14 protein-coding genes are annotated in these 13,686 nt (G+C 62.9%); 6 read left to right on the forward strand and 8 right to left on the reverse strand.

Annotated elements, in window-relative coordinates:
* Nucleotides 1–28: 28 nt before the first annotated feature.
* From F561_RS0108395 to F561_RS0108415, 5 genes are all read right to left on the reverse strand, one after another.
* Nucleotides 29–1,003 (reverse strand): branched-chain amino acid ABC transporter permease, encoded by a 975-nt coding sequence (locus F561_RS0108395; RefSeq protein ID WP_026298720.1) that lies wholly within the window; start codon nucleotides 1,001–1,003, stop codon nucleotides 29–31.
* 155 nt (nucleotides 1,004–1,158) lie between these two features.
* Nucleotides 1,159–2,331, reverse strand: a complete 1,173-nt coding sequence (locus F561_RS0108400; protein WP_019009514.1) for an ABC transporter substrate-binding protein — start codon at nucleotides 2,329–2,331, stop codon at nucleotides 1,159–1,161.
* 180 nt (nucleotides 2,332–2,511) lie between these two features.
* Nucleotides 2,512–4,245 carry a DNA polymerase/3'-5' exonuclease PolX gene (locus F561_RS0108405; RefSeq protein WP_019009515.1) on the reverse strand — a complete coding sequence of 578 codons (1,734 nt, stop codon included), beginning with the start codon at nucleotides 4,243–4,245 and terminating at the stop codon, nucleotides 2,512–2,514.
* Complete coding sequence (locus tag F561_RS0108410; RefSeq protein WP_019009516.1) at nucleotides 4,238–5,023, reverse strand: histidinol-phosphatase HisJ family protein; 786 nt, start codon at nucleotides 5,021–5,023, stop codon at nucleotides 4,238–4,240. The genes F561_RS0108405 and F561_RS0108410 overlap by 8 nt, the downstream gene beginning before the upstream one ends.
* A 60-nt stretch (nucleotides 5,024–5,083) precedes the next feature.
* On the reverse strand, nucleotides 5,084–6,106 hold the full coding sequence (locus F561_RS0108415; RefSeq protein ID WP_019009517.1) for an MBL fold metallo-hydrolase: 1,023 nt from the start codon (nucleotides 6,104–6,106) through the stop codon (nucleotides 5,084–5,086).
* A gap of 115 nt (nucleotides 6,107–6,221) precedes the next feature.
* Between F561_RS0108415 and argF the strand changes: the two genes are divergently transcribed.
* The 6 genes from argF to F561_RS0108445 all read left to right on the forward strand — a co-directional run bounded on the left by argF (nucleotide 6,222) and on the right by F561_RS0108445 (nucleotide 10,608).
* The gene (argF, locus tag F561_RS0108420; protein ID WP_019009518.1) at nucleotides 6,222–7,277 is read left to right on the forward strand and encodes an ornithine carbamoyltransferase; all 1,056 of its coding nucleotides are present in this window, start codon (nucleotides 6,222–6,224) and stop codon (nucleotides 7,275–7,277) included.
* An 89-nt stretch (nucleotides 7,278–7,366) separates the two neighbouring features.
* Nucleotides 7,367–7,900, forward strand: a complete 534-nt coding sequence (locus tag F561_RS0108425; protein WP_019009519.1) for a GNAT family N-acetyltransferase — start codon at nucleotides 7,367–7,369, stop codon at nucleotides 7,898–7,900.
* Nucleotides 7,897–8,829, forward strand: a complete 933-nt coding sequence (gene argC / locus F561_RS0108430) for an N-acetyl-gamma-glutamyl-phosphate reductase (RefSeq protein WP_019009520.1) — start codon at nucleotides 7,897–7,899, stop codon at nucleotides 8,827–8,829. The genes F561_RS0108425 and argC overlap by 4 nt, the downstream gene beginning before the upstream one ends.
* Nucleotides 8,826–9,689, forward strand: a complete 864-nt coding sequence (locus F561_RS0108435) for a shikimate 5-dehydrogenase (protein WP_019009521.1) — start codon at nucleotides 8,826–8,828, stop codon at nucleotides 9,687–9,689. The genes argC and F561_RS0108435 overlap by 4 nt, the downstream gene beginning before the upstream one ends.
* Before the next feature lie 219 nt (nucleotides 9,690–9,908).
* On the forward strand, nucleotides 9,909–10,187 hold the full coding sequence (locus F561_RS25115) for a DUF2171 domain-containing protein (RefSeq protein WP_019009522.1): 279 nt from the start codon (nucleotides 9,909–9,911) through the stop codon (nucleotides 10,185–10,187).
* Nucleotides 10,188–10,287: 100 nt separating this feature from the next.
* Nucleotides 10,288–10,608, forward strand: coding sequence for a YegP family protein (locus F561_RS0108445; RefSeq protein ID WP_019009523.1), 321 nt, complete (start codon nucleotides 10,288–10,290; stop codon nucleotides 10,606–10,608).
* A 54-nt stretch (nucleotides 10,609–10,662) separates the two neighbouring features.
* Here F561_RS0108445 and F561_RS0108450 read toward each other — a convergent pair whose 3' ends face one another.
* The 3 genes from F561_RS0108450 to F561_RS25120 form a co-directional block, all read right to left on the reverse strand.
* Nucleotides 10,663–11,406: a segregation and condensation protein A gene (locus F561_RS0108450; RefSeq protein WP_019009524.1), complete on the reverse strand. Its 744-nt coding sequence runs from the start codon at nucleotides 11,404–11,406 to the stop codon at nucleotides 10,663–10,665.
* 28 nt (nucleotides 11,407–11,434) lie between these two features.
* The gene (gene trpS / locus F561_RS0108455; protein ID WP_026298723.1) at nucleotides 11,435–12,433 is read right to left on the reverse strand and encodes a tryptophan--tRNA ligase; all 999 of its coding nucleotides are present in this window, start codon (nucleotides 12,431–12,433) and stop codon (nucleotides 11,435–11,437) included.
* Nucleotides 12,434–12,625: 192 nt separating this feature from the next.
* On the reverse strand, nucleotides 12,626–13,686 hold a 1,061-nt coding region (locus tag F561_RS25120; RefSeq protein ID WP_019009526.1), incomplete at its 5' end, for a peptidyl-prolyl cis-trans isomerase.

A 13,686-nucleotide genomic window follows, 5' to 3' on the forward strand; every position in this document is an offset into this window, starting at 1 on the left:
TTCCCCACAAGGATGAAGGAGCCATGTCCTACACCTTCTGAATCAGGTTGCGGCCCAGAAGTCCCTGAGGACGCACCAGCAGAATGACGAACAGCAGGGCAAAAGCCACTGCGTCTTTGTAGGCGCTGTACTCGGCGGGCACAAAGGCTTCGGCCAGACCGATGACCAGGCCGCCCGCCACCGCACCCGGAATGCTGCCCAACCCGCCCAGCACGATCACGGCCAGTCCCTTGAGGCCGTAGACGACACCAAAATATGGCCCTGCCACGCCGAAAGCCGTACCCACCAATGTCCCTGCCAGCCCACCCAGAAAGCCCGACAGGAAAAAGGTGATCAGGATAAAGCGGTCGACGCTGATGCCCAGCAGACTCGCGGTGCTGGGGCTTTCGGCCACCGCCCGCAGCGCCTTGCCGACTTTGGTGCGCCCGATCACGTAGCCCAGCACGGCCAGCATCACCAGACTGACGGCAAAGATGATCAGCTGTACGGTGCGGATAATGACGACCTTGTCGCCTATTTTGAAGCTGAGGGCAGGCTGCACCTCACCGTAGGCATCGGAAGGAAAGTTGTAGATTTCTGCGCCCACCAGCAGTTGAATCAGGTTGACGACAACCAGCGCCACGCCCAGACTGCTGACCAATGCCAGCAGCGGATCAGCGCCGCGTGAACGCATGGGCCGGAACGCCAACCGCTCGATCAGTACCGCGACGGCTCCCGCCGCACAGGCGCCCAGAATGGTGGCGAGGCCGAACATCACCGGACTCCCCGAAAAAGGCGAGCCGTCTGGAAACAGATTGATGCCCTTCAGGAGGCCGTTGTTTTCAAATTGCCCGACCACCAGCGTATAGGTAAAGTACGCGCCCAGAGTAAAAACAGCCCCGTGTGCGAAGTTGATGATGCCCAGAATAGAGAAGACCAGTGTGTATCCAAGCGCAAAAATGGCGTAGACACTGCCGATTGCCAGCCCGTTCATCAGGTTTTGTACAAATGAACTCAGTTCCATAAGCTCTCCTTGCAGGCCCACCAAGCTCATCAAATCAAGACTTTTCCAGATTCACGTGATCAATGACCGCTGCACTCAATCAATACTATGCCGCCCACATTCAGCCCTGATTTTGCTGAATGTGGGCGGCGCTGACGATCTGAATTGATCCGGCCTTATTTCAAGAAGACGAACGAGCCAGTCTTGGCATCTTTCATCTTGATCTGAGCCACATAGAAGTCTTTCTGTACCACTTCACCGTCTTTGTCAAAGGAAATCAGGCCAAGCGGCGTGTTGTATTTGCCCAGCAGAATCTGCTTGTTCAGTTCGGTCCGCAGGTCGTCCAGATCCCAGGTGTTCAGCTTCTTTTTGCGGTCTACGGCACGCAGGGCTTCCACGAACACCTGCACGCCCGCGTAAGCCTGCGCGGCAAACTGCGGAGGATCTTTCTTGTACTGGGCGCGGTATTCCTTCACGAACACCTGATTGGCTGCGCTGGGCTGCGAGGGGCTGTAGGCCTGCGCGATGATGACCCCGTCGCAGAGTTTCTGACAGACCGGGAACATGTTGGAGGTGTTCAGGCCGTTGCCGCCGATGATCAGGCCCTTGTAGCCCAGTTGACGGAGCTGTTTGACGAGGTTGCCGCCGTCCGCTGCGAGGCCCGAGACGATGGCGAGGTCTACTCCAGCATTCAGCACCGCCGTGACCTGCGTGGTGAAATCGGTGTCGGTGGTCTGGAACTTCTGCACCGTGCTGAGGGTGAGGCCCTGAGCCTTGGCGGTTTCCTGAAAGGTTCCGGTTTCGCTGACCGAGAAGGCGTCGTTCTGCGCGTACAGTACAGCAACCTTCTTGATTTTGGGATCAAGGCGAAGCGCCGTGCGGATGGCGTTGGGGGCCACTACAGCCACCGGAGCCGACACGCGGGCAATGTAGTTCCCGATCTGCGGCACGCCCTTGGCGGTATTGCTTGGCCCCACGACCGGCACCTTGGCACGGTCGGCAATCGGGTCGGCGGCAAAGGCCTGCTGAGACAGGGTCGGCCCCACAATACCCACCACGTTTTCCTTGGTGATCAGGTTCTGGAAGGCATTGATGGCGCTGTTCTCGTCGCCTGCCGCGTCCTGAAACACCAGTTTGAAAGGTGTACCGTTGATGCCGCCGCGTGCATTCAGGAACTTCTCGGCAAATTTGGCCCCGATGACCTGTTCCTGTCCCAACAGCGCCGTGTTGCTGGTCTGAGCCACAGCCACGCCGATCGGTACCGGATTTTCCACCTTCTGGGCAAAGGCCAGACAGGCCGTCAGAGTGAGCATAGCAGCGGCAGAAACCTTGAGCTTGGTTCGGTTCATGAATGATCCCCCTGCACAATCTTCCTATTCGGGCAAGATTGAACGGCCACGCCCCTTAAACTTTTCTTAAGGATGCGCTGTTTTTAAGATGCGTTCACTATCGGGCGAGATGTGGCTCAAGTCAAGCCAGAACGCACAAAATGAGGCTCAAAAGGAAGCTTCGTTACAGGATGCCTTCGCCTAGGTGGACCGCGCTGCCCGCTGCCGTGCCACAAACGCCAGAAAGTCGGCGCGGTTCAGGGTATTGATCACTTTTTCTGGAGTCAGGCCAGCTTTGCGGGCCACCGCCACCCCGTAGCGCGTATCGGCCAGGCCGCCGGGAACGTGAGCGTCGGTGTTGATGGCAAAGGTCAGGCGCTCACGCCAGCGCAGCACGTCGCGCCAGTCCAGATCGAGGCGGTAGGCGTTGGCATTGATTTCAACAACCGTGCCGTTGGCCTCGCACGCGCCCAGCACGGCGTCCAGATCCAGCGCGTATCCCGGACGGCGCAGCAGCAGGCGGCCCGTGGGGTGGCCCAGCACCGTGATCAGGGGGTGAGAGGCGGCCCGCACCAGCCGTTCGGTCTGGCGCACGGGGTCCATCGTAAAGAGGCTGTGAACGCTGCCCACCACGTAATCCAGCGCCGCCAGTTCCTCGTCGGGGTAATCCAGCGAACCGTCGTCCAGAATGTCCACCTCTGCCCCGGCGATCACGGGGACGCCCGCCGCCTGCAACTCGCGCACTTCCTGAATGTGCGCCCGCAGCCGCTCCAGACTCATGCCGTTCGCGTAGTGCGCCGCCCGCGAGTGGTCGCCCGTGCCCAGAAATTCGTGCCCCAGCGCCACGGCTGCCGCCGCCATCTCGCGCACGCTGGCCGCCCCGTCCGACCAGGTGGAGTGGGTGTGGATCATGCCGCGCAGGTCGGCCACCGTGACCAGTTCGGCGGGGTCGGGAAGTGTTTGCCAGAGGCCGTCGTGTTCGGGTTCGCGGTACTCGGCGGGGCGCAGGTGCAGGCCCAGTTCGCGGGCCACATCTGCCTCGGTGGGGGTGGCGATCAGGCGGCCCTCTTTCAGCAGCCCGCGCCCGCTGAGGTCAAAGCCTTGTGCCGCCGCCTCTGCCCGCACTTCTTCGCGGTAGGCCGCGCTGCCGCCCATGACCATTTCCAGTGCGCCGCGTGCCTCGGCGGTGCTGTAGGCGATTTCCACGGGCACGCCGTCTATCCGCCCTGCCAGCAGCGGTTTATTTTTCACTGGCGAGAGGTCTTCGACCCAGCCTGCCAGACGCGCCGCGATGTCTTCGGGGGTGGCGGTCACAGTGACTCGGGCACTCCGAACCGTGTCCAGACCCCGCCGCACGTCGCCGGAGATGTGGGCCTCCAGCCCGCTGAGGCGTGCGGCCAATGCCTCGGCCACATCCCGCCCGGTGCTGAGGTGCTGCCTCTCCTGCGCGGCCAGGGCAAAATCCACCGCTGCCAGAATAGTGGCCGCACTTTTGGCCCCGAAGCCTTTCAGGGAAGCCAGTTGCCCGTTGTGAGCCGCCTCACGCAAGCTTTCCAGCGAGTCGGTTCCGGCGTCCCACAGGGCACGGATTTTCTTTGGCCCCAGCCCCCGCACCCGGAACAGCCCCAGTACCCCCGGCGGAATCTGGCTGGCGGCGTCCTCCAGCGGCGCGAAGGTGCCGCACTCGGCATAGGCCAGCAGTTCGGCGGCGATGCTTTTGCCCACTTTCGGCACGCCCGCGAAGCCGGAGGCCACCAAGTCGGCGGTTTCGGTGTCCAGCGCCTCCAGACTGCGGGCCGCGCCCCGGTAGGCATTGGCCCGGAACACCTCCTGCCCCAGCAAATCCAGCAGGTCGGCGGTGGTCTTCAGCACGTTGATCAGTGCCTTGCGCGAAACCTGCACGTCTTCCAGCCCCGGCAATTCCAGCTCAGCCATGACGCACCCGGCCTGCGTAGTTCACCACGCGGCCCCCCACATCGTGAATCTGCTTGAGGGCCTCGGTAAAGTGGTAGCCCACTTCCTGCGGGCTATGGGCGTCGCTGCCCAGCACAAAGCCGATGCCCCGTTCGGCGGCGGCGCGGGTCAGGTCGGGGGCGGGGTAGGCTTCGCGCACGGGTTTTCTCCAGCCTGCGGTATTGAAATCGAGGCTCAGGCCACGTTCGGCCACCACGTCCAGCGCGTGCAGGGCCGCGTAGCCGTCTGGGTCGCGGTGCCCGAATTTTTTGGGCAGATCGAAGTGGCCCAGCGCGTCAAAAAGTCCGGTGCGGGCCGCGCCTTCCATCAGCGCGTAATAGTGGCGGTAGAGGCTGCCCAGATCGCGGGCGTCGTATTCGGCCACAAACTCCGGGTTATCGAAGCCCCACGCGCCGATGTAATGCACGCTGCCGATCACGTAATCCCAGGAATGAGCTTCCAGCACGCCTTCGACAAAGCGTTCGGTGCCGGGATGATAGTCGGCCTCCAGCCCCAGCCGCACTTCCAGCCGCCCTGCAAAGGCTTCGCGGGCAGCCAGAACGCTGTCGATGTACTCCTGCAACTGGCCTTGCTGCATGCGCCACGGCGCGTCGTACCAGGCGGGCATGGGCATGTGATCGGTAAAACAGACCCCGCTGAGGCCCGCGTCCAGCGCCGCCTGCGCGTATTCGGTGGGCGTGCCTGCCGCGTGCCCACACAGCGGCGTATGCATATGCGAATCGAAGAGGGCGAGCGTCATGGAAACTAGGGTACTCGGTGGGCCGGGTGGGAAGAGGGCGGAAGCTGTAGGGCACTGGCTTTAGGCTGAGTTTGGATCAGGCTCATCCGGCCAGCCCGCCGGAAAACTGGTGGCCGGAAAGATGGCCCGCGCCGCCGCCAAAAATTCGGGCCAGCGCTCTGGGCGGTAGCGGCGCGAGAGGTGCAGCAACACCAACTGCTCCACGCCCGCTGCGGCTGCCAGTGCCGCGCCCTGCTCTACGGTGGTGTGATGGTGGCGCTCAGCCAGAGCCGCGTCTTCGGGCAGATACTGCGCTTCCAGATACAACGTCTGCACGCCTGCCAGCCTGGGGGCCAGCCGTTCCCGTTCGGCGGGCGTCAGCAGAAAGTCGGTGAGGTAGGCAAAACTCTGCCCCGGCGTGTGCTGAAGCAGGTGTGCTTTGAGGGCGGCGGCATCGTGCGGCACGCCGTTGACGTCCAGTATTCCCTCTGCCCCAGCTTTCAGTTGTGCCAGCCATGCGCCCGGTTTCAGGCCAAGTTGGGCCAGTGCGCCCGTGTTCACGGTCATTCGGCCCGCCTCGCGCACCACATAGCCCAAGCTCACGCCGTGGTGGTGCAGTGGCAGGGCTTCTACGCTGAATTGCGGCGTTTCCAGAATCAGCCCGCCGTGTGCTCGCTGCCCCTCGTCGTGCGCCACTTCAAAGGCTTCGTGGGCATCAAAGCGGTAGGAGTGAATGTGGTGCTCGTGTACGTCGTGGACGTGCCAGACGCCGCGCAACTCGGGGGCATGGTTCCACCAGTAACCCCGGAATCGGTGAGACAGAATCCGGGCTGTTCCCGGCGGTCCCCACACCTGATTTCCAGCCGTGGCCGCCGCTGGCCGATCAAAAAGAGCGCGAAACAGCCCATCGAACCCGCCGACATGATCCATGTGCAAGTGCGAAAACAGCACCGCGTCTACCGCCTGCAAATGGCCGAACGGTACGGCGTCCAGCGTGCCCGCGCCGCAGTCCAGCAGCAGCCGGGTCTGGCTCTGCCCACCGTCCAGCGTGGCCCACAGCGCATTGTCCTCGGCGGGGCGGCCCAGCACATCAACATTCAACATGGCGTTACCCTAACGGCCTTCACGCGGCAGAGGCTAGAGGCCGAATTGCCTAATACGGCCTTCGCTGCAATTAAATGCAACCAGAATGCATAATCTTCCTGTATACTCCCCGTCTATGCCGAAGGACAGCAAGGCCACCAACACAACGAAACAGTCGGGTAAAGCAGGCAAGAAGGCAGCCCCAGCAGCGGTTGCTCAGGCTGCGGCTCCCTTTCTGCACACGCCTGAAAGCTTGCCCGCCCCCGTGCTGGCAGGCCGCGACTTCCTGAGCAATCTGGATATGAGCGCGGCTGAATTGCGCGTGGTCATGGACACCGCCCATTCGATGCGCCGGGGCGAGTGGCGCGGCGTGAAACCGCTGTCGGGCCTCAGCATGGCGCTGGTGTTCGAGAAGGCCAGCTTGCGAACCCGCACCACCTTCGACGTGGGGATGTATCAGCTTGGTGGGCATGCCATCACGCTCAGCAACGCCGAAATCGGCCTCGGCACCCGCGAGCGCGTATCGGATGTGGCCCGCAATCTGGAACGCTGGGTCGATGGCGTGATGGGCCGCGTGTATCTCCAGCAGACCCTGCATGAACTTGCAGACCACGCCTCCATTCCAATCATCAACGGGCTGTCGGACATGCTGCACCCGGCGCAACTGCTGGCCGATTATCAGACCATCGAGCAGGAATTCGGCACCGATCTGAGGGGCAAGCGCGTGGTGTACATCGGAGACGGCAACAACCTCGCCAACAGCCACATTCACATGGGCATCCTGACCGGAACAGAAGTCACCATCGTCACCCCGGTGGGCTACGAACCCAACGGCGCAGTGCTGATGGACGCCGTGAAGCGCGGCGCGAACGTAACCCTGACCAACGATCTGGGGGCCATCGAGGGCGCAGACGTGCTGTATACCGACGTGTGGATCAGCATGGGACAGGAAGCCGAGGCCGATATTCGCCGCCGCGCTTTTCAGGGCTATCAGGTCACGCCGCAGATGCTGGATACGCTCGCACCACACGGCATTTTCCTGCACTGCCTGCCCGCCCACTACGGTGAAGAAACCGTGCCGGAAGCCACCGAGCACCCCAAGAGCCGCGTCTTCGATCAGGCCGAAAACCGCCTGCACGCCCAGAAAGCCCTGATGTATCACCTGCTGGGGGCGACCAAACCGCGTTGGTAGGGGATGGGTTGTAGGTTGTGGGGAGTAGGCACTGGGAAAAGAGTGGTGGACGCTGAGGTGTTGCCCTTCCCACTTGATACGCTTCCCCCATGCTCCGCCCCCTTCTTCGCCCTCTCCTTCCTGCCGATGCCCCGGCCCTGTGCGCCTACCGCAACCATCCCGTTGTAGCGCTCTATCAGGGCTGGGCGCTGCCGTACACGCTGGCCGACGCCGAAGCTCTGGTCACGGCCATGCAGGGCCGCACTCTGGGGCAGGACGGCTGGACGCAGGTGGCCCTTGCCGATGCCCAGACCGATGAACTGCTGGGAGATTTCGCCGTGCGCGGTCTGGGCCAGCAGGCCGAACTGGGCGTGACGTTGGCACCGCCAGCACAGGGACGCGGCCTCGCGTCGCAGGGGCTGAGGCTGGTGCTGGAGCATTTATTCGGTGTTCGGGGGCTGCACCGCGTCTATGCCAGCATCGACCCGCGCAACCACGCCGCCGCCCTGCTGCTCCGGGCCGGATTCCGGCATGAGGGCACCACCCGCCAGAGCTACTGGCACCGGGGAGAGTGGACGGACGACGCTGTTTATGGGCTGCTTCACAGTGAATGGCGAGCGCAAGCCATGCAGGAGAACTTATGACATCCACTTCAACACCCAAGATTTTCATAGATGGCGAGGCCGGAACCACGGGTCTGCAAATTCGGCAACGTTTGGCAGGCCGCACCGACCTTGAGGTGCTGAGCATCGACCCGGCCCGCCGCAAAGACCCGCAGGCCCGCGCCGAACTGCTGAACGCCGCCGACCTGAGCATTCTGTGCCTGCACGATGACGCCGCCCGCGAAGCTGTAACGCTGACCACCAATCCGCAGGCCCGCCTGCTGGACGCCAGCACCGCGCACCGGGTAGACGCGGGCTGGGCCTTCGGTTTTCCCGAACTGAATGTGGGCCAGGCCGAGCGCATCCGTACGGCCCGGTTCGTCTCCAATCCCGGCTGCTACAGCACGGGCGCGATTGCGCTGCTTGCGCCCCTCACGGCGGCGGGCCTGCTTCCTTCCGACCATCCGGTGCATATTCAGGGCTACAGCGGCTACAGCGGTGGAGGCCGCGCCCTCGTCGATGCCCACGAGCAGGATCAGCCTCACCCCATGCGCGGCGAGTTCCTGAGCTACGGCCTCACGCTCGATCACAAGCACCTTCCCGAGATGATGCGCTACGGCGGCCTGACCCGCACGCCTATTTTTGTGCCCAACGTGGGCGCGTGGGCGCAGGGCATGACCGTCACCGTGCCGCTGCATCTGGAAGAACTGGGCCTCAGTGCCGAGCAGATTCACGCCGCCCTGATGAACCACTATGCGGGCCAGAAGTTCGTGCGGGTGGTGCCGCCTGCCCAGAATCCAGCCATTCTGGATCCCCAGACGCTGAACGGCACCAATGATCTGGAATTGTTCGTGTATGCCAGCGGAGATGGGAACCGCGTGCTGCTGGCCGCCCGCCTCGACAATCTGGGCAAAGGAGCCAGTGGGGCCGCCGTGCAGAACCTGAACCTGATGCTGGGGCTGGCCGGATGACCGCGCAGCGCGGGCCGAGCCAGCCGCCGATCAGCAAAGACACGCAGTTGTGTATGAGCCTATCGGCTCGCCCCGGCAACTTCGGCACGCGCTTTCATAACCACCTGTACGGCGCGTTGGGCCTCGATTTCGTGTACAAGGCCTTCACCACCACCGACCTGCCCGCCGCCGTCGCCGGAATCCGGGCGCTGGGCATTCGCGGGTGCGCGGTGTCTATGCCCTTCAAAGAAGCCTGCATTCCTTACCTGGACCGGTTGGATGCTTCCGCCGCCGTGCTGCAATCGGTGAATACCATCGTGAATGAAGGTGGCGTGCTGCACGCCTACAACACCGATTATCTGGCGGTGCGGCAATTGTTGGCCCAGCACCAGCTTGACCCGGCCCTGCGGTTCGTGTTGCGTGGCAGCGGCGGCATGGCGCGGGCGGTGGCGTTTGCCCTGCGCGACGCCGGATTCAGTTCCGGCACCATTCTGGCCCGCAACGAGGTAGCGGGGCGGGCACTGGCCCACGACCTGGGTCATCAGCACGGCCAATTCATGTGGCAGCCGGAGCACTGGCAACCGCCCCCAGAAGAAGCCCAACTGCTGATCAATGTGACCCCCATCGGCATGGCGGGCGGCCCGGAAGCGGCGGCGGTTGCTTTTACCCCGGCCCAGATCGCGGGGGCAGTAGCTGTGTTCGATGTGGTGGCCCTTCCCGCCGAAACGCCGCTGATCCGGGCAGCCCGCGCACAGGGCAAACCCGTGATCACCGGGGCAGAGGTCATAGCGTTGCAGGCGCTCGAACAGTTCGTGTTGTACACGGGGATTCGGCCCAGTGCCGAGCAGGTGCAGGCTGCTGCCGCGTTCGCCCGTTCATAGGTTGACCTATACCAATGACGGCTCCTCATACACGTAGGAGCCGTTGTCTGAGATGAACAGAGAAGCGGCGAGAAGGGTGAGGGTCGAACGGCAGTCCTGTCAAGCATCAGGAAACCGTCAGACAAGCATCAGCGGGTCTTCGCCTGTTGCTCATGCCCTTCCCACTTGTCGGGCGTCCCATAGGAACAACGCGCCAGCACGGGCGAAAGCGAGGTTCTTATGACCGGAAACGACCAGACCATGACCGACAGCGATCTGCAGACTCTCGACGATAAGGCTATGGAAAGCTTGCGTGCCCAGATTACCGAGCACCTGCAGGTCAAGGACATTAACGGCGAGCATGTGGGCACCGTGGATCATCTCGACGGCGACCGCATCAAGCTGACCAAATCCGACAGTCCTGACGGTGAGCATCACTACGTCAACCTGACCGATGTTCGCAGCGCCGATGAAGTGGCGGTCTATCTGAGCAAGACCCGCCAAGAACTCATGTCTTAAGGGCCACACAGGTTGGGGGGCAGCGCCGGGTGTGCTGCCCCCCCAACTTGTGCCTCAAAAGATGTAGAGTGAGAAAAATCACATCTCCGGGGGTTCAGACATGGCTGGAAAGTTCGTGGTAAAGCGCAGTGGCGACCAATTCATGTTCAATCTGCACGCGGGCAACAGCCAGATCGTGCTGACCAGCGAGCGGTATACCGCCAGAGCCGGGGCCATGAACGGCGTGGAATCGGTGCAGGCAAATGCCGGAGATGCCAGCCGATATGTGTTGAGCGATAGCGGCCTGCGCTTTAGCCTGACGGCCCGCAATGGGCAGGTCATCGGCACCAGCGAAACCTATTCCAGCGAGAGCGCTGCCCGCGCAGGCATGGACGCCGTGGCCCGCGCCGCCGATGGAGCAGCAGTAGACGACCAGACCTGAGGGCGCTGGTTCAGAAGTGCTGGGCCTGAATTTTCCTTCTGCCCACAACCCAGATCAGGCTTCTTCCAGATGTGACGTGATCTGAATCTCACCGTTCAGGCCATCTTGCTGCACGCTGAACTGGCCCTCCTTGACGCCTTCCAGCAGGGCCGCGAAATAGGTGGTCTGTTCACCCCAGTTCTGTGCTGGAATGCCCCGAAAAGTAAAGGTTCGAAGCCTAATCCCAAAGGCCCGCAGCGCCCCTAAAGCGTCGGCCAGCGTGAGGCGTTCGCGGGCCAACAGAGGCACCTCAACCTGACGCACGGCGTTTTGCGCGGCCTGCACCAGCTTGTTGAGGCTGCCCTGTGGGTTACGGGGGCGTTCGCGGCGTGGCAGGGTCACGGGCACGGCGCGGGCGGCGATCAATCCTTCCCGTTCGCGCCGCCTTGCCGATAAAAAGCCCACCAATGCGTCAAGTTCAGCGAGGGCTTCCACCCCTTCCACCAGTTCATCCAGCAGGTCGTCAGGCCAGGGTTCCTCTGTGGGTTCGGGCGCAGGCTGGGGCAGCAGCAGGCGGGCTTTCAGGGCAATCACGCCCGCCAGCGTGGGCAGCAGATCGGGCTGGGCATCGGCGTACAGTGCCCCAAACCCCTGTGCCCAGGCCAGCACTTCCCGCGTCAGGGTCAGCAGTGGCACCTGCGGGGGCGCGACCCGGCCAGAGCGCAGGGCCGAGGCCAGTTCTGCCAGCGTGCCCGAAAAACACGGGAGCTGCACGGCAAAACCGGTCTGGGGGAGGGGTGAGGCTAGCGCCGCGCCCACACTCCACTCCCTCTATTCCACATCCCACTCACAGCTTCAGAAATCCGACCTTCTCCCGCGCCTCTTCAAATACGGGCTGGGCAATGGCCCGGGCTTCTTTTGCGCCCTGCGACAGGGCGTCGCGCACAAAGTCGGGGTCGGCACGCAGGGCGGCGGCGCGGTCCTGAATGGGCGTCAGTTCCTGCGTCATGCTGCCCAGCAACAGCTTTTTGCAGTCCACGCAGCCAATCCCCGCAGTGCGGCAGCCGCTGTACACGGTTTCCAGCGTGGGCAGATCGCTGAACAGCTTGTGGTAATCCCCGATCAGGCACTTGTCGGGGTCGCCGGGGTCGGTGCGGCGCACGCGGGCGGGGTCGGTGGGGGCCACCCGCAGCTTTTGCCAGATGGAATCCAGCGGTTCCAGAATGCCGATGGTGGTGGCCTCGCCCTTGCTTTTACTCATCTTGCCCGAGCCGTCCAGCCCCGGAATCCGCAGGGCGTCTTTTTCCAGTACGGCTCTCGGTTCTGGAAACGTATCGCCAAAGGCATGGTTAAACTTGCGGGCAATCTCGCGGGTCAGTTCGATGTGCTGCACCTGATCCTCACCTACGGGCACGGTGTCGGCCTTGTACAGCAGGATGTCGGCGGCCTGAAGCACGGGATACATCAACAGGCCCGCCGGGGTACTTTCCAGCTTTCCGGCCTTGTCTTTGTACTGGGTCATGCGCTCCAGCTCGCCCACCGGCGTGATCACCGTAAAAAGCCATGCCAGTTGCGTATGCTCGGGCACATGCGACTGCACGAAAAAGATGACTTTTTCGGGGTCTAGACCTACCGCCATATTTGCCACCGCCATATCGAAGGTGCGCTGGGCCAGAAATTTGGGGTCGTAGGCGCTGGGGTTGGTCGGCGCGTGCAGGTCTACCACGCAGTAGATGGAGTTCTTGCCCAGCTGGTCGCCCAGTTTCACGTAATTTTTCATGGCCCCGAAGTAGTTCCCGATATGGGGATCACCCGTGGGCTGAATTCCAGAAAAGACTCGCGGCATCACAGACGACATAATGTCAGCGATTCTAGCGGGCCGGGGCAGGGCAGAGCGTGGGCTGAATGGCGCAGGGGCAAGTCGATGCACTGATTGTTGTGCATGACGGGGTAGCCACGGATTGGCTTCATCCAAACCAATCGGGCGGCCCACACGATGGGGCCGCCCGATCTTAAAAGAAGATTTTGAGAGAGAAGCTTACTTGTCTGCGGGAGTGGCTGGAGTTTCTGTAGCCGGGGTCTCTGTGGCAGGAGTGGCAGGCGTGGTTGCCGGGGCATCCGTGCCCGTGGCCGGGGTCGTTGCCGGAGTTGCGGGCTTGGGCGTTGCTGCCGTCACACGCTTTTCCTGGGCGGCCAGAATGGTCTTCAGGTTGTCGGTGGGCTTGAGGGCCGCGACCTGTTTGGCAACGTAAGCCGATCCCACTTCATTCTTTTTGGTGCCCAACACCTGCTGCTCGATCTGGCTGCGAACGGCACTGAGGGGCTGAGTGGCGGCGCGTTTCAGGTCGGTCACGTAGACCACCGAGTAGCGCGTACCGACCTGTACCACGTCGCTGAGGCTGCCTTCTCCAGCAGTTTTCAGGGTCTTGGCCGTAAAGACGGCGGCATTGAGTTCCTCGCCCAGTTTGCCGTCGCCACCGGTCACGGCTCCGCGCTCGCTGACGGTTCCGCCCGCTTTGGTGGCAGCCTGCGTAAAGTTGCCGCCCGCCCAGCCTGCGCGGAAGGCCACGGCCTGCGCCTTGTCCTTGAAGCTGGCTTCGGTCACGGTGCCGCTGGCAGGCGATTCAAACTGCTTGATGTTCTCCTGGTAGTACTTCTGCACGTCGGCGTCGGTCACTTTCACATCACGCGCACCGTAGGCGGTGAGTGCGGCGGCCAATTCCTGCCGCGTTCCAGCCAGAGGCAACTTCTGATCCTGCGCCACTTTGCGGGCGGCGTAGCCCTGAATCAGGCTCTGAACCACCTGCGGTTTCAAGATACCGTTCACCAGTTGCGCGGCCTGATCGGCAGGAACCTGCTGCAAGAGTCCGGTGAATTGCTGGTTGCCCACCACCTGTCCGATCACTTCCGAGTAAGGAATGTTCTGGCCCGCGACCTTGGCGACGGTGGGGTCTTCGGCCTTCCAGTTCAGGTCGATGTATTCCAGTTTCATATCGGCGGCCAGCTTGTCGCCCCACGCTTCCACGGCAGCGTTCTTCTTCTGCTCGTTCACGGCGGTCAGGACGTCGGTCTTGGCCTCGGCAAATGGCTTGGGCGTGG

The organism is Deinococcus aquatilis DSM 23025 (assembly GCF_000378445.1).
Lineage (GTDB): Bacteria > Deinococcota > Deinococci > Deinococcales > Deinococcaceae > Deinococcus > Deinococcus aquatilis.

Bases quoted from the DNA above. Each gene is read 5' to 3' on its own strand.
- F561_RS0108395 (WP_026298720.1), bottom strand. From the start codon at position 1,003: ATGGAACTGAGTTCATTTGTACAAAACCTGATGAACGGGCTGGCAATC.
- F561_RS0108400 (WP_019009514.1), bottom strand. From the start codon at position 2,331: ATGAACCGAACCAAGCTCAAGGTTTCTGCCGCTGCTATGCTCACTCTG.
- F561_RS0108405 (WP_019009515.1), bottom strand. From the start codon at position 4,245: ATGGCTGAGCTGGAATTGCCGGGGCTGGAAGACGTGCAGGTTTCGCGC.
- F561_RS0108410 (WP_019009516.1), bottom strand. From the start codon at position 5,023: ATGACGCTCGCCCTCTTCGATTCGCATATGCATACGCCGCTGTGTGGG.
- F561_RS0108415 (WP_019009517.1), bottom strand. From the start codon at position 6,106: ATGTTGAATGTTGATGTGCTGGGCCGCCCCGCCGAGGACAATGCGCTG.
- argF (WP_019009518.1), top strand. From the start codon at position 6,222: ATGCCGAAGGACAGCAAGGCCACCAACACAACGAAACAGTCGGGTAAA.
- F561_RS0108425 (WP_019009519.1), top strand. From the start codon at position 7,367: ATGCTCCGCCCCCTTCTTCGCCCTCTCCTTCCTGCCGATGCCCCGGCC.
- argC (WP_019009520.1), top strand. From the start codon at position 7,897: ATGACATCCACTTCAACACCCAAGATTTTCATAGATGGCGAGGCCGGA.
- F561_RS0108435 (WP_019009521.1), top strand. From the start codon at position 8,826: ATGACCGCGCAGCGCGGGCCGAGCCAGCCGCCGATCAGCAAAGACACG.
- F561_RS25115 (WP_019009522.1), top strand. From the start codon at position 9,909: ATGACCGGAAACGACCAGACCATGACCGACAGCGATCTGCAGACTCTC.
- F561_RS0108445 (WP_019009523.1), top strand. From the start codon at position 10,288: ATGGCTGGAAAGTTCGTGGTAAAGCGCAGTGGCGACCAATTCATGTTC.
- trpS (WP_026298723.1), bottom strand. From the start codon at position 12,433: ATGCCGCGAGTCTTTTCTGGAATTCAGCCCACGGGTGATCCCCATATC.